15 protein-coding genes are annotated in these 17,534 nt (G+C 69.6%); 8 read left to right on the top strand and 7 right to left on the bottom strand.

What is annotated here, in order from left to right; translation table 11 throughout:
* Positions 1 to 145 precede the first annotated feature (145 nt).
* A complete protein-coding gene (locus ACFU8W_RS05605; RefSeq protein WP_384032531.1) occupies positions 146 to 1,711 on the top strand; it encodes a protein kinase in 1,566 nt (521 codons plus the stop codon).
* Positions 1,712 to 1,734: 23 nt separating this feature from the next.
* Here the strand turns inward: ACFU8W_RS05605 and ACFU8W_RS05600 are convergent, their stop codons facing one another.
* The 3 genes from ACFU8W_RS05600 to ACFU8W_RS05590 form a co-directional block, all read right to left on the bottom strand.
* Positions 1,735 to 2,718, bottom strand: coding sequence for a phosphotransferase (locus tag ACFU8W_RS05600; protein WP_384033000.1), 984 nt, complete (start codon positions 2,716 to 2,718; stop codon positions 1,735 to 1,737).
* A gap of 63 nt (positions 2,719 to 2,781) precedes the next feature.
* The gene (locus tag ACFU8W_RS05595; RefSeq protein ID WP_384032529.1) at positions 2,782 to 3,210 is read right to left on the bottom strand and encodes a pyridoxamine 5'-phosphate oxidase family protein; all 429 of its coding nucleotides are present in this window, start codon (positions 3,208 to 3,210) and stop codon (positions 2,782 to 2,784) included.
* 142 nt (positions 3,211 to 3,352) lie between these two features.
* Positions 3,353 to 4,012, bottom strand: a complete 660-nt coding sequence (locus ACFU8W_RS05590; RefSeq protein ID WP_345517241.1) for a response regulator transcription factor — start codon at positions 4,010 to 4,012, stop codon at positions 3,353 to 3,355.
* 338 nt (positions 4,013 to 4,350) lie between these two features.
* Here ACFU8W_RS05590 and pdhA point away from each other — a divergent pair, with 338 nt between their 5' ends.
* Genes pdhA through ACFU8W_RS05575 form a run of 3 tightly spaced genes read left to right on the top strand, consistent with a single transcriptional unit; the run spans position 4,351 to position 7,906 of the window.
* Positions 4,351 to 5,499 (top strand): pyruvate dehydrogenase (acetyl-transferring) E1 component subunit alpha, encoded by a 1,149-nt coding sequence (pdhA, locus tag ACFU8W_RS05585; protein ID WP_345517242.1) that lies wholly within the window; start codon positions 4,351 to 4,353, stop codon positions 5,497 to 5,499.
* Between the two features lie 2 nt (positions 5,500 to 5,501).
* A complete protein-coding gene (locus ACFU8W_RS05580) occupies positions 5,502 to 6,482 on the top strand; it encodes an alpha-ketoacid dehydrogenase subunit beta (RefSeq protein ID WP_266983862.1) in 981 nt (326 codons plus the stop codon).
* Between the two features lie 11 nt (positions 6,483 to 6,493).
* A complete protein-coding gene (locus ACFU8W_RS05575) occupies positions 6,494 to 7,906 on the top strand; it encodes a dihydrolipoamide acetyltransferase family protein (RefSeq protein WP_384032526.1) in 1,413 nt (470 codons plus the stop codon).
* 75 nt (positions 7,907 to 7,981) lie between these two features.
* On the opposite strand, the gene ACFU8W_RS05570 is transcribed toward ACFU8W_RS05575, so the two are convergent.
* On the bottom strand, positions 7,982 to 9,982 hold the full coding sequence (locus ACFU8W_RS05570) for a PA14 domain-containing protein (protein WP_384032524.1): 2,001 nt from the start codon (positions 9,980 to 9,982) through the stop codon (positions 7,982 to 7,984).
* A 124-nt stretch (positions 9,983 to 10,106) separates the two neighbouring features.
* Complete coding sequence (locus ACFU8W_RS05565) at positions 10,107 to 11,006, bottom strand: D-alanyl-D-alanine carboxypeptidase family protein (protein ID WP_384032522.1); 900 nt, start codon at positions 11,004 to 11,006, stop codon at positions 10,107 to 10,109.
* A gap of 172 nt (positions 11,007 to 11,178) precedes the next feature.
* Between ACFU8W_RS05565 and ACFU8W_RS05560 the strand changes: the two genes are divergently transcribed.
* Positions 11,179 to 11,853, top strand: a complete 675-nt coding sequence (locus tag ACFU8W_RS05560; protein WP_345517247.1) for a GntR family transcriptional regulator — start codon at positions 11,179 to 11,181, stop codon at positions 11,851 to 11,853.
* The gene (locus ACFU8W_RS05555; protein WP_384032520.1) at positions 11,850 to 13,160 is read left to right on the top strand and encodes a nitrate/nitrite transporter; all 1,311 of its coding nucleotides are present in this window, start codon (positions 11,850 to 11,852) and stop codon (positions 13,158 to 13,160) included. The genes ACFU8W_RS05560 and ACFU8W_RS05555 overlap by 4 nt, the downstream gene beginning before the upstream one ends.
* A gap of 72 nt (positions 13,161 to 13,232) precedes the next feature.
* On the opposite strand, the gene ACFU8W_RS05550 is transcribed toward ACFU8W_RS05555, so the two are convergent.
* Positions 13,233 to 14,057, bottom strand: coding sequence for a maleylpyruvate isomerase family mycothiol-dependent enzyme (locus ACFU8W_RS05550; RefSeq protein WP_384032518.1), 825 nt, complete (start codon positions 14,055 to 14,057; stop codon positions 13,233 to 13,235).
* Between the two features lie 182 nt (positions 14,058 to 14,239).
* On the opposite strand from ACFU8W_RS05550, the gene ACFU8W_RS05545 reads away from it, so the two are divergent.
* Positions 14,240 to 15,040: a carbon-nitrogen family hydrolase gene (locus ACFU8W_RS05545; protein WP_384032516.1), complete on the top strand. Its 801-nt coding sequence runs from the start codon at positions 14,240 to 14,242 to the stop codon at positions 15,038 to 15,040.
* Positions 15,041 to 15,150: 110 nt separating this feature from the next.
* Here ACFU8W_RS05545 and ACFU8W_RS05540 read toward each other — a convergent pair whose 3' ends face one another.
* Entirely contained in the window at positions 15,151 to 15,642 is a 492-nt protein-coding gene (locus ACFU8W_RS05540) for an LURP-one-related/scramblase family protein (RefSeq protein ID WP_384032514.1), read from the bottom strand.
* Between the two features lie 64 nt (positions 15,643 to 15,706).
* Here ACFU8W_RS05540 and ACFU8W_RS05535 point away from each other — a divergent pair, with 64 nt between their 5' ends.
* Entirely contained in the window at positions 15,707 to 17,524 is a 1,818-nt protein-coding gene (locus tag ACFU8W_RS05535; RefSeq protein WP_384032512.1) for an NHL domain-containing thioredoxin family protein, read from the top strand.
* Positions 17,525 to 17,534: the final 10 nt, after the last annotated feature.

The following is a 17,534-nucleotide window of genomic DNA, read 5'->3' as shown; positions in this document are numbered from 1 at the left end:
AGCGGGGCGGCAGCCGGTTTGATGGCCCGTCCCTCTCAAGACCGGGTGTCCGACAGAGCCTGTAGCGTGACGTGGCGATGCAGCAAGGCATGCAAGACACCGTGAGAAACCGCGGACGTGCGGACAGATACGACGGCGAGGACTGATGGCACCCGAACCCGAAGCAAACGGCGGCGGAGTTTCGGATGCGGCCGACTCCTGGGGCATAGGAGGTGTGGTCGGTGACGGACGTTACCGGATGACGCACCGGCTGGGCCGGGGTGGCATGGCCGAGGTCTTTGCCGCGGAGGACGTCCGGCTGGGACGTACGGTGGCGGTGAAGCTGCTCCGTTCCGATCTTGCCGAGGACCCCGTCTCCAAGGCCCGGTTCACGCGTGAGGCACAGTCCGTCGCGGGCCTCAACCACCATGCGATCGTCGCCGTGTACGACTCCGGTGAGGACGTCGTGGGCGGCCAGACCGTCCCGTACATCGTGATGGAGCTCGTCGAGGGCCGCACCATCCGCGATCTGCTGCTCAATGCCGAGGCGCCGCCGCCCGAGCAGGCGTTGATCATCGTTTCGGGGGTGCTGGAGGCCCTCGCGTACTCGCACCAGCACGGAATCGTGCACCGTGACATCAAGCCGGCCAACGTGATCATCACGAACTCCGGCGCGGTCAAGGTGATGGACTTCGGCATCGCCCGTGCGCTGCACGGCGCGCAGTCGACGATGACCCAGACCGGCATGGTCATGGGCACGCCGCAGTACCTCTCCCCCGAGCAGGCGCTGGGCAAGGCCGTCGACCACCGCTCCGACCTGTACGCCACCGGCTGTCTGCTCTACGAACTCCTCGCGCTGAGGCCCCCGTTCACGGGTGAGACACCGCTCTCCGTGGTGTACCAGCATGTTCAGGACATTCCGGTCCCGCCGTCCGAGATCATGGACGCGGTGCCGCCCGAGCTGGACGGGCTCGTCATGCGGTCGCTCGCGAAGGACCCGGACGACCGGTTCCAGAGCGCCGAGGAGATGCGCGGGCTGATCCAGTACGGCCTGCAGATGCTCCAGGTGCAGGGCGGACACACGGGCACGTGGAACACCGGACCGGTCACCTCGCACGAGCGCGGCAACACCCCCGCCATGGGCATGCCCGGCGGGACGATGGCGATGGGGCATCCGCAGCACGGGGACACCTCGCAGAGTCCGATCCTGCCGCCGATGAATCCGGACGACGGCGGGTACGACGGCGGACACCGCAGCGGTGGCGGCCGCGGCAAGCTCTGGCTGTTCGTCGTCCTCGCGCTGATCGCGATCGGGGCGGGCGTCGCCATCGCGGTGAACGCCGCGAACAACAGCGACAACAACCACCGGCAACCGGCCCCCAAGACCTCCAGCTCCCCTGCCACGAAGGAGAGTTCGGCGGAGCCGACCGACGAGCAGACGGACATCGTCCCGCCGCCGGCCGACACCACCGGTGGCGAGCAGCAGTCGAGCAAACCGCCGTCCTTCTCCAGATCCCCCTCGCCGAGCAGGCCGTCCGAGACCCCGTCCGACACGGCCACACCGCCGGACACCGGCACGTCCGACGGCACGACGAACGAGGGCGCGACCGGAGGCGAGACCCCCCCGCCGAGTGACACGGCCACCGCTCCGGGCACCCCGGGCGGCGGCGACGTCGCCGGTACGGAAGGCGGCGGCACCGGTGACAGCGTGGTCGGCGGTACGCCTCAGTAGCGCCCCTGTGGCGCCGGCCGCCCTCACCCCGTGAAGGCGTCGCGCACCGCCTCGTACTCCCGCGTCCACCAGACCGCCAGGGCCGACACCGCAGGAAACTGCGGGTCGGCCCTTCGGTCGTCCAGGCGGTAGCGCCAGCGCAGTATCCAGAAGTCGTTGAGCCGCTCCCACCACACCCGGTGCACCGCGGCGGCCAGTTCGCAGGCGCCCGCCCCGACCGCACACCGGTAGGCCCGCGCGTAGCCCCGTACCCTCTCCAGGTCCAGCTTCCCGGCGGGCTGCACGAAGAAGATCGCCGCGGCCCGTACCGCCTCCTCGGCGCGCGGCTGCACCCCCAGCCGGTCCCAGTCGATGATCGCCACCGGGTCGGCGTCCCGGTACAGCACGTTCAGCGGGTGGAAGTCGCCGTGCACCCAGCCGGTCGCCGGGAGGTCGGGGGTGGGCGGCCGACGGTCGGCGTGCCGCTCCAGCAGGGCACGCCGCTCGACGAGGCGGTGCTCGGCCAGCTCGTCGAAGGAATCCCGGGGGCGGCGGTCCCGCGCCGCGGCCAGCAGGTCGTCGATCAGCGCGAATGTGTCGACGGCGTCCGGGCTGGCATGCCCGCGCCCCCCGGTCGCCCCCGTCTCCATCACCTGCGCGAGCCCCGTGTGTACGGCTCCGAGGAGCGCCCCGAGCCGTTCCGACTGTGCGAGGGTCAGCTGGGCGCCGACGCGGTGCAGTCCGTCCACCCAGGGGTGCAGCGCGTAGCACCAGCCGTCGATCTCCGTGACCGTGTCACCCTCCGTGTCCTCGACGGGCGGGGCGACCGGAACCCCCAGCGACTGCAGCCGCTGGGTGGCGCGGTGCTGGCGGACGATCGTCGCGCGGTCGCCGGTGGAGTCGTCGAGGTGGTGCTTGAGGAAGTACGAGCCGCGGGTGGTGGAGACGCGGTAGCCGTGGTTGAGGAGGCCCTTGGTGAGGGGCTTGCAGCTGAGCGGCTCACCGGTGTCCGGGTAGCGGCGCAGCACCTCGCCGACCGGAGGAACAGGCGGGAGGGTGACAGATGAGCGCGGCACTCGCCAGATGGTAGATCACGCTGCGTGTCGGTTCGCCTGACTTGCGTGGAGGCCCAGAGTGTGCACGGTGACGAAGTGCGGAGCGAGGCGGAGAAAGACCGGCTCGAAGGGTTCGCCGTTGACCTCCCGAGGTGCCGCACCGAAGCGCTCGCGCTGCTCCTCGGTCGGATGCACGATCTCGGCAGGGCCGGTGAACTGGACCGACCACAGGTCGCCGCCGTCGCCGGAGGCCGCCGCGTTGAAATTGTCCGCCCCGTACGCGACGACGGTGCCGTCGCACGAGGCGTGGTATCCGAGTCCGCTGTGCAGCCGCAGGACGACGTGGCCGTCGATCACGATGTGACGGGCCACCGCCAGATACGGGAGCGCCCGCCGGGTCGTCGCCAGCCGGCCGTACGGCACCCGGGCGAGCAGCTCGATCGCTTGCAGTTCCTCAGAGGACATGCGCTCCACTCTGCGATACGGCGGCGGGCACAGTAAGAGGCCGCGGCCCCGGGTGGTCCGGGACCAAAGTCCTGAAAATCACCGAGGGCCGCGGCCCCGTCGGAGAGCGGCGAAGGCGCCCGCGGCTCCGTCCCCGTACCGCTCAGCGCTGCTCGGCCTGGAGGCGCGCCACATAGGCGGCGGCCTGCGAGCGGCGCTCCATGCCCAGCTTGGAGAGCAGGCTGGAGACATAGTTCTTGATCGTCTTCTCGGCGAGATGGAGCCGTTCGCCGATCACCCGGTTCGTCAGCCCTTCGCCGATCAGATCGAGGATCTTGCGCTCCTGGTCGGTGAGGCTCGCGAGCTTGTCGTCGTCCCGGCCCTTCTTTCCCTCCCGCAGCCGCTCCAGGACACGCGCGGTCGCGACCGGGTCCAGCAGCGATTTTCCGGCCGCCACATCCCGTACCGCATTCAGCAGCTCATTGCCGCGGATCGCCTTCAGCACATATCCCGACGCGCCCGCCATGATCGCGTCGAAGAGGGCTTCGTCATCGGCGTACGAGGTCAGCATCAGGCAGTGGATGCTGTCGTCCAGAGAACGGATCTCCCGGCAGACCTCCACCCCGCTGCCGTCCGGCAGCCGTACGTCGAGCACCGCCACATCGGGCCGGGTGGCGGGGATGCGCACCAGTGCGTCCGCCGCCGTACCGGCTTCGCCGACGACTTCGATGTCGTCCTCGACCGAGAGAAGTTCATGGACCCCGCGTCGAACGACCTCATGGTCGTCCAACAGAAATACGGTGATTTTTCCTTCTTCACGCACAATCGCAGTCTCACACACTCCCCTCTTCCCTGCCGCTGAACGGCGGGATAACGTGCCGTTGTTCCGGCGGCCTGCAAGGCTGTTGCCAGTGCTGTGACCAGCGAGAGTTCCCGAATTTCTCGATTTACTTGGATATCCAAGCAAAATCGCAGGTCAGATAGGGTTTCGCAGTTGCGCGATGCACTGGGTAACGTGCCTTTGACAGGGCGCTCGCCGGGGCACCTGTCACGCCTGTTCCCGGCCGAGCGGCACCCACCCCGTGCACGGGTACGGACACAGGCGAGCCGCACTGGTCTCCCGGCAGACCCCGGGGGCCGGACCGACGGAGGAGCACGCACGTGACCGTGGAGAGCACTGCCGCGCGCAAACCGCGACGCAGCAGCAAGCGGACCAGCGCCGCGAAGACGCCACAGAGTTCCGAGCCCGAGCTCGTACAGCTGCTGACGCCCGAGGGCGAGCGCGTGGAGCACCCGGACTACACCATCGACCTGACCGCGGACGAGTTGCGCGGTCTGTACCGGGACATGGTCCTGACCCGCCGCTTCGACGCCGAGGCGACTGCCCTGCAGCGTCAGGGCGAACTGGGTCTGTGGGCCTCGCTGCTCGGTCAGGAGGCCGCACAGATCGGCTCCGGCCGGGCGCTGAGGGACGACGACTACGTCTTCCCGACCTACCGTGAGCACGGTGTCGCCTGGTGCCGCGGGGTCGACCCGACCAATCTGCTCGGGATGTTCCGCGGTGTGAATCACGGCGGCTGGGACCCGAACAGCAACAACTTCCACCTGTACACGATCGTCATCGGCTCGCAGACCCTGCACGCCACCGGCTACGCCATGGGCGTCGCCAAGGACGGCGCGGACTCCGCCGTGATCGCGTACTTCGGGGACGGCGCCTCCAGCCAGGGCGACGTCGCCGAGTCGTTCACCTTCTCCGCGGTCTACAACGCCCCGGTCGTCTTCTTCTGCCAGAACAACCAGTGGGCGATCTCCGAGCCCACCGAGAGGCAGACCCGCGTCCCGCTCTACCAGCGCGCGCAGGGCTTCGGCTTCCCCGGCGTCCGGGTCGACGGCAACGACGTACTCGCCTGCCTCGCCGTCACCAAGTCGGCGCTGGAGCGGGCCCGTCGGGGCGAGGGCCCCACCCTCGTCGAGGCGTTCACCTACCGGATGGGTGCGCACACCACCTCCGACGACCCGACGAAGTACCGGGCGGACGAGGAGCGCGCCTCCTGGGAGGCCAAGGACCCGATCCTGCGGCTCCGTACGTACCTGGAGAAGCAGGAACTCGCCGACGAGGCGTACTTCTCCGCGCTCGACGAGGAGAGCGAGGCTCTCGGCAAGCGGGTCCGCGAGGCGGTACGGGCCATGCCCGACCCGGACCGAATGGCGATCTTCGACCACGCGTACGCCGACGGGAACCCCCTCGTCGACGAGGAGCGCGCCCAGTTCGCCGCCTACCAGGCTTCGTTCGCCGAGGAGGGCAACTAGTCATGGCCCTGGAAAAGATGTCCATCGCGAAGGCGCTCAACGAGTCGCTGCGCAAGGCCCTCGACACCGACCCCAAGGTCCTCATCATGGGTGAGGACGTCGGCAAGCTGGGCGGGGTCTTCCGGATCACCGACGGGCTCCAGAAGGACTTCGGCGAGGACCGGGTCATCGACACGCCGCTCGCCGAGTCCGGCATCGTCGGCACCGCGATCGGCCTGGCCCTGCGCGGCTACCGGCCGATCGTGGAGATCCAGTTCGACGGTTTCGTCTTCCCCGCGTACGACCAGATCGTCACGCAGCTCGCGAAGATGCACGCCCGCGCGCTCGGCAAGATCAAGCTGCCGGTCGTCGTCCGGATCCCTTACGGCGGCGGCATCGGCGCCGTCGAGCACCACAGCGAGTCCCCGGAGGCGCTGTTCGCTCACGTCGCTGGGTTGAAGGTGGTTTCGCCGTCCAACGCCTCGGATGCCTACTGGATGATGCAGCAGGCCGTCCAGAGCGATGACCCGATCATCTTCTTCGAGCCGAAGCGGCGTTACTGGGACAAGGGCGAGGTCGAGACCGACCTCATTCCCGGCCCGCTGCACAAGGCCGCGACGGTACGGGAGGGCTCGGACCTCACCCTCGCCGCGTACGGCCCGATGGTGAAGGTCTGCCTGGAGGCCGCCGCGGCCGCCCAGGAGGAGGGCAAGTCGATCGAGGTCCTGGACCTGCGGTCGATGTCCCCGATCGACTTCGACTCCGTCCAGGCCTCGGTCGAGAAGACCGGCCGGCTGGTCGTCGTCCACGAGGCGCCGGTGTTCTACGGCTCCGGTGCCGAGATCGCCGCCCGCATCACCGAGCGCTGCTTCTACCATCTGGAGGCACCGGTGCTCAGGGTCGGCGGCTACCACGTCCCCTATCCGCCGGCGCGTCTCGAGGACGAGTACCTGCCGGGCCTGGACCGGGTGCTCGACGCCGTCGACCGCTCGCTGGCGTACTGAGGAGAGGGGTCGTGACGACGATGACCGAAGCGTCTGCTCGCTTCCGTGAGTTCAAGATGCCCGACGTGGGCGAGGGACTGACCGAGGCCGAGATCCTCAAGTGGTACGTACAGCCGGGCGACACCGTCACCGACGGCCAGGTCGTCTGCGAGGTCGAGACGGCGAAGGCGGCCGTGGAGCTGCCGATCCCGTTCGACGGCGTGGTGCACGAGCTGTGCTTCGCCGAGGGCACGACCGTCGACGTCGGCCAGGTGATCATCGCGGTGGACGTGGCGCCGGGCAGCGGTGACGCGGCTGCACAGGCGGCTCCGGCTCCGGCCGCGGCCGAACCGGAACCGGCTGCGGAACCGGAGGCGCCGAAGGGCCGCCAGCCGGTGCTGGTGGGCTACGGCGTGGCCGAGTCCTCCACGAAGCGCCGCGCCCGTAAGGGCGCCGAGCGGCCGGCGGCCGCGGCCGCCGCGATCCAGGGCGAGCTGAACGGCCGCGGACCGGCCGTCCCGGAGAGCCGCCCGCTCGCCAAGCCGCCGGTGCGCAAGCTGGCCAAGGACCTGGGCATCGACCTGGCCACGGTCGTCCCGACCGGCGAGGGCGGGATCATCACGCGCGAGGACGTGCACGCGGCGGCCATGCCCGCACCGGCGCAGGCGCCCGTACCCGCCCCGGTTCCGGCCACGGTCCCGGAACCGGCGGTCACCGCCACCGTGCCCGCCGCGGTGCCGGGTGCCCGGGAGACCCGTATCCCGGTCAAGGGTGTGCGGAAGGCCATTGCGCAGGCCATGGTCGGCAGTGCGTTCACCGCACCGCATGTCACCGAGTTCGTGACGGTCGACGTCACGCGCACGATGAAGCTCGTGGCGGAGCTCAAGGACGACAAGGACATGGCGGGGGTCCGGGTCAACCCGCTCCTGATCATTGCCAAGGCGCTCCTCGTCGCGATCAAGCGGAACCCGGAGATCAACGCTGCCTGGGACGAGGCCAACCAGGAGATCGTGCAGAAGCACTATGTGAACCTGGGCATCGCGGCCGCAACGCCGCGCGGTCTCATCGTGCCGAACATCAAGGACGCGCAGGACAAGACCCTGCCGCAGCTCGCCGCCGCACTGGGCGAGCTGGTCGCCACGGCCCGGGACGGCAGGACGTCTCCCGCCGCCATGGCGGGCGGCACGGTGACGATCACCAACGTCGGCGTCTTCGGCGTCGACACGGGTACGCCGATCCTGAACCCGGGCGAGTCCGCGATCCTCGCGGTCGGTGCGATCAAGCTGCAGCCGTGGGTCCACAAGGGCAAGGTGAAGCCCCGTCAGGTCACCACGCTGGCGCTGTCGTTCGACCACCGTCTGATCGACGGCGAGCTCGGTTCCAAGGTCCTGGCGGATGTCGCCGCGATCCTGGAACAGCCCAAGAGGCTGATCACCTGGGCCTGATGGCCGTGTGAGAGAAGAAGCGGGCCTGCGCGGAGATTCCTTCCGCGCAGGCCCGCTTCTTTCTGTCGGGTCAGGTCACTCGGCGGGGGCCAGGATCACCCAGTCCGTGGCGGGCGCCGACCGGGTGTCGTCGGCGTACACGGCGGTCACCCGGTAGAAGTGGGTGGTGCCGGTCGGAGCGGTGGCGTCCGTGTACGACACGTCCGTGACGGGGTCGGCGGTCAGCTTCTCGTACCCGCCCGTGGCCGGGTTCCACCGTTCGACCAGGTAGCCCGTCGCGTCGGCGACCGTGTTCCAGGACAGGTCCACCGAGGTGCCGCTGGCGCCCCGGGTCGCGGTGAGCGTGAGCGGGGAGCCCGCCGGGGTCTCGACGGACGGGGTCAGGTCCAGCTCGGTGACGACGGCGATCTCGGCGCTGTGCGTCATCCGGAAGCTGGAGTTGCCGGAGGTGTCCTCGACGTCGATGAAGTAGCACCGCTCCTCACCGTCGGGCAGCTGCTCGTCGGTGTAGGACGTGGTGGCCGCGTCGAGGTGCTCGGACGAGGTGCCGTAGCAGACCCGCTCGTCCTCGCCGTCGATCAGCTCTCCGCGGTACACCACGTACCGCTTGAGATCGGGCTCGGTGTTGGCGTTCCAGTGCAGCTCGATGCCGTACTCGGTGGCCTGGGCGGTGAGCCCGGTGACCGGCGCGGGCGGGGTCACGTCCCGGGCGAGCGTGGTGACCTCGACCGTGGCCGAAGGAACCGACTCCCTGCCCGAGTTGTCGTAGGCCTTGATCACGTAGTGGTAGGTGAGGCCGCCGGCCGGGGAGGTGTCGGTGCAGGTGTACTGGAGCCGCCCGTCGCCGAGCGTCTTCCAGGTGGTGCTGCAGCGGATCGGCGCGGCCGAGGTGTCCACGGGGAGCGTTTCGGAACGGTAGACGTGGAAGTCGTACACATCGCCGTCGACGGAGTGATCGGTGGTCCAGGTGAAGGTCGCACTGCTGATCCCCGGCGTCGCGACGATGTCCCGCGGCGCCGCGACCGGACGGTAGGCCGCGACGGCGGGGCCGTACGCGGAGGCGCGTCCGGCGCCGTCCACGGCTGCCACCTGGTAGGTCCACTTCTCGGAGCGTTTCACCGTGGTGTCGGTGAAGGCCGTGGCGGTGACGGAACGGACCGACACGTGACCGTGCTGGTCGTCGCGCTTCAGGTTGTAGCGGACCGCGCCCGGGACCGGCTTCCAGGTCAGCGCGATCCCGGCGTCGATGCCCTTCGCGGCGAAGTCCGCCGGGGGGATGACGGCGATGGTGGTCAGCGGTATGTCCGTACTCCCCGTGGAGACGTTCCCGGCCTTGTCATAGGCGCGGACCTCGAAGTAGTACGTCTTCCCGCCCTCGGGCGGGACCCCCGCGTACGAGGTTGCGGTGGTCGTCTTCACGAGGGCGAAGGTGCTGGATCCCTTGAGCCGGCGGTAGACGCGGTAGCCCGCGAGGTCCATCTCCTTGTTCGCGGACCAGGTCACCTTGGCGTTCGCCGTGGCGTTGTCGAGGACCGCCTTCACGCCGACCGGGCTGAGCGGCTTGACCTTGTCGACGGTGGCCGACGTCCTCGGTGCGTAACCGAACTTGACGTCGGCCGAGCCCGTCCAGTTGACGAAGTCGATGCGCAGGGAGTGCTTCCCGGCAGGGACGGTGACGTTGACCGTCTTCTTCTGGGTGGTGGAGACGTTCTTCCAGATGTCGACCTTGCGCACCCCGTCGACGTACACGCGAATGCCGTCACGGGTTGCCGCGGTGAAGGTGAAGGGGCCGCCGGAGCCGAAGTCCCGGGTCAGGGACCAGCGGACACCGAAGTTGTCCTTCGGCAGGCCGGAGGCGGGGGCGCCGGTGCCCCAGTTCTGGTCGATGACCGAGTCGCAGTCCGTCTTCTTCGGCGTACCGGAGAACGACGTGTTCGCGAAGAACTGCCGCTTGAAGACCGGAGAGGTGCAACTGGTCGCCGCAGCAGCGGGCGTGGCACTCACGGCGGTGAGCAGACTGCAGGAGGTCGCGGCGACCGACAGCGCGGCGAGGGAGCGGAGCCGTCCACGAGACATAGTGCTCAACTGTGCGTTGCCCTTTCAGGCCGAGTGGCGGGGGGATCCGCTGCCGGGCGCAGGAAGGGGCCCGCCGTACTGTGCGGCGGACCCCTCCTCGTGGCCCCGGGAGCGGGGCGGGGAACTACTTCGAGAAGCCGTAGTCCATGAGCTTCTTCGCGTCCGCCGTCCGGGTCGTCTCGGAGGTGGACGCCAGGACGGTGCCGATGACCGTCTTGCCGTCACGGGTCGCGGCGAACACCAGGCAGTACCCGGCCGTCGGACCGGAACCGGTCTTCACGCCGATCGCACCGGTGTAGCTGCCGAGCAGCTTGTTGGTGTTGGTCCACGACATGTAGCGGTAGCCACCGCTGCTCGTGGTGACCTTCTGCGTGGTCGACTTGGTCTTCACGACCGCGCGGAACGTGGAGTTCTTCATCGCACTGCTGGCGATCTTCGTCAGGTCGCGCGGCGTCGAGTAGTTCGAGCCATTGCTGATGCCGTCGAACGAGTCGAAGTGGGTGTTCGTCAGACCGAGGGACTTGGCGGAGGCGTTCATCTTCCCGATGAACGACTTCACACGGGCCGCGCGGGTGGTGCCGGTGCCGAACTTGTCGGCGAGCGCGTACGCGGCGTCGCAGCCGGACGGCAGCATCAGACCGTAGAGGAGCTGGCGGACGGTGACCTTGTCTCCGACGATCAGGCGTGCCGACGAGGCGCCCTTGGCGACGATGTAGTCGCTGTACGCCTTCTGGATCGTGACCTTGGAATCCAGGTTGAGGTTCGTCTGAGCCAGTACCACCTTGGCCGTCATGATCTTGGTGGTCGAGCCGGTGGCGCGACGGGTGTCCGCAGCCTTCGAGTAGAGGGTCTTCGCGGTTCCGTTGTTCATCACGTAGCCGCCCTTGGCGGCGATCGTGGGGACGGGCAGCGTGGCAGCCTGCGCCGTGGAAGCGAAGGCGCTGCCCGCAATGACGGCACCCGCGGTGAGGGCCACGGTGGCAGTGGCGGAAACGCGGTTTATGCCCTTAATGCCAATTTTCAACTTGAACGCTCCAAATGCCCCTGGAATGCGGCCGCATGACGGTGCCGCTCGGTGGTGAGACTCACGAGGTGCATGAATGGATGTGCCGAATCCCGCGGTAATTTCCGGGGTTTTACCGTCCAGATTCCGGACGGTGCCACGCATGCGTGCATGTTGTATCTATGCTGTGTGCATGCCTGCCGCACCCCCTGTCGTGACTCACCCGCCCGCCAAGCAACCGCCCGCCGCCGAACGCGTCTACACCCACATCAAGCAGGCGGTCCTCGACCGCCGTTACGAGGGGGGCACGCTCCTCACCGAGGGCGACCTCGCGGAGGCCGTCGGCGTCTCCCGTACACCCGTGCGCGAGGCGCTGCTGCGGCTGGAGGTCGAAGGGCTGATCAAGCTCTATCCGAAGAAGGGGGCCCTGGTGCTTGCCGTCTCCGCGCAGGAGATCGCGGACGTGGTGGAGACCCGGCTGCTCGTGGAGGAGTTCGCCGCCCGCAAGGCAGTGCCCGCCTCGGCGAAGCTGATCGCCCGCCTGGAGGAACTGCTCGACGAGCAGCGGCGGCAGGTGGCGGCCGGGGATCTGGCCGCCGTGTCGGTCGCGGACCGCTGCTTCCACGCCGAGATCGTCCGCAACGCGGGCAACGAGATCCTGTCGCGCCTCTACGACCAGCTGCGCGACCGGCAGTTGCGGATGGGCGTCGCCGTGATGGAGGCGCATCCCAGCAGGATCGCCGCCAACATCACCGAGCACACCGAACTGCTGGAGGCCATCAGGGCCGGGGACGCGGACGGTGCCGCGCAGGTCGTACGACGCCATGTCAGCCGGGTCAAGGTGCTGGTCCGGGGTGAGGACCGGTGAGTTCCGCTGCCGCTCCCACCCTGTCCCTGCCCGGTGACCCGCCCGGCGGCCGGCGGGCCGCCTGGGTCTGGGGCATCGGCGTCGCCGTCTACTTCGTCGCCATCATCTTCCGTACGAGCCTCGGGGTCGCCGGTCTCGACGCCGCCGACCGGTTCGACGTCAACGCCTCCGCGCTGTCGACGTTCTCCATCCTTCAGCTGCTCGTCTACGCGGGCATGCAGATACCTGTCGGCCTGATGGTCGACCGGCTCGGCACCAAGAAGGTCCTCACCCTCGGGGCCGTCCTGTTCACCGTCGGGCAGCTCGGCTTCGCGCTCTCCCCGTCGTACGGCATGGCGCTGGCCTCCCGGGCGCTGCTCGGCTGCGGCGACGCGATGACGTTCATCAGCGTGCTGCGACTCGGCGCCCGCTGGTTCCCGGCCCGGCGCGGACCGCTGATCGGCCAGATCGCCGCGCTCTTCGGCATGGCGGGCAACCTCGTCTCCACACTCTTCATCGCCCGCGCCCTGCACGGCTTCGGTTGGACCGCCACGTTCGCGGGCAGCGCGGCGGCCGGGGGCGTGGTCCTCGTCCTGCTTCTCCTCTTCCTGAAGGACCACCCCGAAGGGCACGAGCCGCCGCCCGTCGAACACGCGGGCGCCGCCTACGTACGCAAGCAGATCGCCGCCTCGTGGCGGGAGCCCGGCACCCGGCTCGGGATGTGGGTGCACTTCACCACGCAGTTCCCGGCGATGGTGTTCCTGCTGCTGTGGGGGATGCCGTTCCTGGTGGAGGCACAGGGGCTGAGCCGGTCCACCGCCGGGGAGCTGCTCACCCTGGTGGTGCTCTCCAACATGGCCGTCGGCCTCGTCTACGGGCAGGTCATCGCGCGTCACCATGCCGCGCGCGCCCCGCTCGCCCTCGGCACGGTCGCGGTGACGGCCGTCGTGTGGGCGTCGACGATCCTGTACCCGGGCGACCATGCGCCGATGTGGCTGCTGATCACGCTCTGCGCGGTGCTCGGCGCCTGCGGTCCCGCTTCGATGATCGGCTTCGACTTCGCACGCCCGGCCAACCCGCCGCAGCGCCAGGGCACCGCATCGGGGATCGTCAACATGGGTGGTTTCATCGCCTCGATGACGACATTGTTCGCCGTCGGTGTGCTGCTCGACGCGACGGGGGACAACTACCGCATCGCGTTCGCCTCGGTCTTCGTCCTGGAGGCGCTCGGGGTCGTGCAGATCCTGCGGCTGCATGCCCGCGCCACGCTTCGCGAGCGGAACCACCATGTGGTCAGCCGCGTGGAGGCCGTGCACGTGCCCGCGTGACACCTGCCGCGGCCGGCCCGGCGGCGCGCCCGTCTCTTCATCCCACGAGGACGGGCGCCGCCAACCGTGCCGTTACGGCGTGACGGCGAAGTTCTGCAGGATCGCCGTCGCCAGCTCCTGGTCGCCCTCGACCTTGATCCGGTCCTCGACCGCCGTCGCCCGGACCCGCCCACAGGCCAGCCGGACGTATGTCTCCCAGTCCATCGCCAGCGTCACCGCAGGCCCCAGCGACGGCGAACCGTCCACCGAACCACGGCCGTCCGCGTCGACCCTGACCGTGCGCAGGAACTCCATCGGGCCGTGCACATCGAGCACGACCGCAGAATTCGGCGGTGCGCCCGCGTCCTTGGCGACCACCTTCGGCAGGGCGTCGAGGAGCGTGTCCCGGGTGATGGTGGCGCCGGGGGAGTCGAGATTGCCGGGCCTGCCCAGCGCCGTACGCAGATCCTGCTCGTGCACCCAGACGTCGACGGCCCGCATCCGCAGTGCCAGTTCGAGAGTCTGCTCGGCGCCGAGCGGCGCGCGGGTCATGGTCTCCGGGGCACGCGACTCGTTCCGCAGCTGACGCGAGCGGCGGATGATCGTGTACTCCAGCTCGGAGGTCATCTCGGGTGCGGTGTGGTGGCGCCGCACATCGACCTGCATCTCCATGTAACGGGTGAAGTCGTTCTGTACGTGGTAGAGATCGCGCGGCAGCGTGTGGATCGGGCGCGGATCGCCGAGCTGCTCGCACTCCATGCCGATGATGTGCGAGACGATGTCGCGCACCGACCAACCGGGGCACGGTGTACGGCGATTCCACTCCCCCTCGGCGAGCGGCGTCACCAGCTCGGCTATCGACTCGATGGAGTGGGTCCAGGCATCGGCGTAGGTCTGGAGGCTGGGATGGACGGTCACGGGACCCCTCGTGCGGTTCTGCGGTGCATGGGCTGGACTGCTGGCGCGGTCGGCGGGCGGCGGCTGCGGGCTGCGTGGGAGGTTCGGTCGCTAAGTTACGCTGCGAGCAGGCACCCCGGCAGTGCTTTCGTGTGACGATCGTAGGCCCGTGTTGACGGCTCGAATGCCAGGACGGTGGTAGTGTGCGCGCCTCCCTCATCCAGATCGCAGTAGACCCGGACGAATCCGTCAATTCCCGCAGGGACCGAGCCGCTTCCCTGGTCGCGGGCCAGCGCGGTGCCGATCTGGTGGTCCTTCCCGAGCTCTGGCCGGTCGGCGCGTTCGCGTACACCGCCTTCGCCGACGAGGCGGAACCGCTCCAGGGGCCCACCCATGACCGGATGGCGAAGGCCGCGGCCGACGCCGGGGTCTGGCTGCACGCGGGCTCCTTCGTGGAGCGGGCCGACGACGGCACGCTCTACAACACCTCGCTGGTCTTCACGCCCGAGGGCGAGCGCGCTGCCGCGTACCGCAAGATCCACCGCTTCGGCTTCGACAAGGGCGAGGCGGTGATGATGGGCGCCGGCGAGGACCTGGTCACGGTCGCCCTGCCGCAGACCACGCTCGGCCTCGCCACCTGCTACGACCTGCGCTTCCCCGAACTGTTCCGCGGCCTTGTCGACGCCGGTGCGCAGACGCTCGTCGTCCCGGCGGGCTGGCCGGAGCGGCGCCGCGCCCACTGGACGCTGCTCGCCCAGGCGCGTGCCGTGGAGAACCAGGCGTATGTCCTGGCCGTCGGCACCGCCGGCACCCACGCCGGGGTCCAGCAGGCCGGGCACAGCATCGCCGTCGACCCGTGGGGCGAGGTGCTCGCCGAGGCGGGCGCGGACGAGGAGGTGCTCACCGTGGAGTTCGACCCGGCGAAGGTCATTGCCACCCGCGAGCAGTTCCCGGCGCTCAAGGACCGGCGGCTCGGTCTCGCCCCGCCGTCGAGCGACGGCTGACGCATCGGCGGACCGGACTTCGCACCACCGTCGGGCGTCCGTCGGCGTATCCGTCGGACCGGGCCTCGCCCACCTTCGGGCGCGGTCCGGTTTCACGTGAAACGTCCCGGTCAGCCGTCGTGCTCCTTGTCCGCGAGCACGATGACGCACACCGAGACGGCGATGAGCAGTGCCGCGTCGGCGTCCTCCCGTACGACATCGATGCCGTACGTGTCCCGTACGGTCAGCCAACGCCGTGAGATCCGGGCCAGGAGTTCGCCGTCGTAGTCGATGGCGAACTCGCGGTCCAGGATCTTGCCGCTGACATCGAGCTCGGTGCCGTCGACCAGCGTCACCCGGTAGTGGTTGCGCAGCAGCGAGAGCCGCTTCCGCTTGACCCGGGCGAGTTGCTCGCCGTCGCGCTCGATGAGCATCGTGTCGCGCAGGCTGAGCAGCTTCTGCCGGATCTCGACCAGGGTCCGGCCCTGCGCGTCCTTCAACTCGAAGGTGTCGCGCACCCGCATCGCCTTGCCGTCGACGAGGAAGACCTTGCGCCCGTCCGCGTCCTCGATCCAGTAGTCGTCGCCGACAGCGAACAGTCGCTCACGCACCAGGAATCTCATGACCCACAGATTCCCCCACGACCCTCCGGAATGCGGACGCACCACGGTGATGTTGACTGTCCACATGGCAACACGTGCGCGCGTCAGGGCCCCCGAACTGGTCGGCAAGGGCGGCTGGCTCAATACCGGCGATCAGCAGTACACCCTCGCTGACCTGCGAGGGCGCATCGTCATTCTGGATTTTTGGACGTTCTGCTGTGTGAACTGTCTGCATGTCCTCGATGAGCTGCGCGAGCTGGAGGAGAAGCATCGCGACACCGTGGTGATCATCGGCGTGCACTCGCCGAAGTTCGTCCACGAGGCCGAGCACCAGGCCGTCGTCGACGCCGTCGAACGGTACGAGGTCCACCACCCCGTCCTCGACGACCCCGAGCTCGCCACCTGGAAGCAGTACGCCGTACGGGCCTGGCCGACGCTCGTCGTCATCGATCCCGAGGGCTATGTCGTCGCCCAGCACGCCGGCGAGGGCCATGCGCACGCCATCGAGAAGCTCGTCGAGGAGCTGGAGGCCGAGCACGCCGCGAAGGGCACGCTGCGCCGCGGCGACGGCCCGTACGTGGCGCCCGAGCCCGTCGCCACGCATCTGCGCTTCCCCGGCAAGGCCCTGCTGCTGGCCGACGGCGGCTTCCTGGTCTCCGACACCACCCGGCACCGCCTCGTCGAGCTCGACCCCGACGGCGAAACGGTGCGCCGCCACTTCGGCACCGGGGACCGCGGGTTCGCGGACGGCGGGCCCGACGAGGTCCGGTTCAGTGAGCCCCAGGGGCTGGCCGTGCTGCCCGACGGCCGGATCGCGGTCGCCGACACCGTCAACCACGCCCTCCGCGCCCTCGACCTCACGACCGGGGTGACGACGACCCTCGCCGGCACCGGCCGCCAGTGGTGGCAGGGCTCCCCGACGTCCGGCCCGGCCCGCGAGGTCGACCTCTCCTCCCCGTGGGACGTCGCCTGGTTCGCGGACCGGCTGTGGATCGCCATGGCGGGCGTGCACCAGCTGTGGTCGTACGACCCCGAGTCCGGAACCGTGCAGGTCGCCGCGGGCACGACCAACGAAGGACTGGTCGACGGTCCGGCCGACGAGGCCTGGTTCGCCCAGCCGTCCGGACTTGCCGCCTCGGCCGACGGCGACCGGCTCTGGGTCGCCGACTCGGAGACGTCCGCGCTGCGGTACGTGGACCGGGACGGGACCGTGCACACCGCCGTCGGCACCGGACTCTTCGACTTCGGCCACCGCGACGGCGCCGCCGGCCAGGCGCTCTTCCAGCACCCGCTGGGCGTCACCGCGCTGCCGGACGGGTCCGTCGCCGTCAGCGACACGTACAACCACGCCCTGCGCCGTTACGACCCTGCCCGTGGCGAGGTCACCACGCTGGCCACGGATCTGCGCGAGCCGAGTGACGCGGTGCTGGTCGACGGCGATCTCGTCGTCGTCGAATCCGCCCGGCACCGGCTGACCCGGCTGCGGCTGCCCGAGGAAGCCGTGCGCGTTGCCGACCAGGCGCACCGCACCCAGCGCGCGGCCACCGAGATCTCCCCCGGCACGCTCCGGCTCGACGTGGTCTTCCAGGCGCCCGCCGGGCAGAAGCTGGACACCCGGTACGGTCCCTCGACCCGGCTGCTGGTCTCGTCGACCCCGCCCGAGCTGCTGGCGGAGGGTGCGGGGCCCGGCACCGATCTCTTCCGCGACCTGGTCCTGGCCGACGGCGTCACCGAAGGTGTCCTGCATGTGTCCGCCATGGCGGCGTCCTGCGACGACGACCCGGAGAACGAGTACCTGGCCTGCCACGTCCACCAGCAGGACTGGGGCGTCCCCGTCCGCGTGAGTGCGCAGGGAACGCCGCGGCTGCCGCTGGTGCTCGCCGGAATGGACGAGCAGGCCTGACGGGCTGACG

Source organism: Streptomyces sp. NPDC057565, assembly GCF_042801455.1.
In the GTDB taxonomy this organism is placed as follows: domain Bacteria; phylum Actinomycetota; class Actinomycetes; order Streptomycetales; family Streptomycetaceae; genus Streptomyces; species Streptomyces yanii.
This window is presented reverse-complemented; position numbering and strand designations above follow the sequence as displayed.

Coding starts and splice junctions, on each gene's coding strand:
- ACFU8W_RS05605 (WP_384032531.1), top strand. CDS start 146: ATGGCACCCGAACCCGAAGCAAACGGCGGCGGAGTTTCGGATGCGGCC.
- ACFU8W_RS05595 (WP_384032529.1), bottom strand. CDS start 3,210: ATGTCCTCTGAGGAACTGCAAGCGATCGAGCTGCTCGCCCGGGTGCCG.
- ACFU8W_RS05580 (WP_266983862.1), top strand. CDS start 5,502: ATGGCCCTGGAAAAGATGTCCATCGCGAAGGCGCTCAACGAGTCGCTG.
- ACFU8W_RS05570 (WP_384032524.1), bottom strand. CDS start 9,982: ATGTCTCGTGGACGGCTCCGCTCCCTCGCCGCGCTGTCGGTCGCCGCG.
- ACFU8W_RS05560 (WP_345517247.1), top strand. CDS start 11,179: ATGCCTGCCGCACCCCCTGTCGTGACTCACCCGCCCGCCAAGCAACCG.
- ACFU8W_RS05540 (WP_384032514.1), bottom strand. CDS start 15,642: ATGAGATTCCTGGTGCGTGAGCGACTGTTCGCTGTCGGCGACGACTAC.
- ACFU8W_RS05535 (WP_384032512.1), top strand. CDS start 15,707: ATGGCAACACGTGCGCGCGTCAGGGCCCCCGAACTGGTCGGCAAGGGC.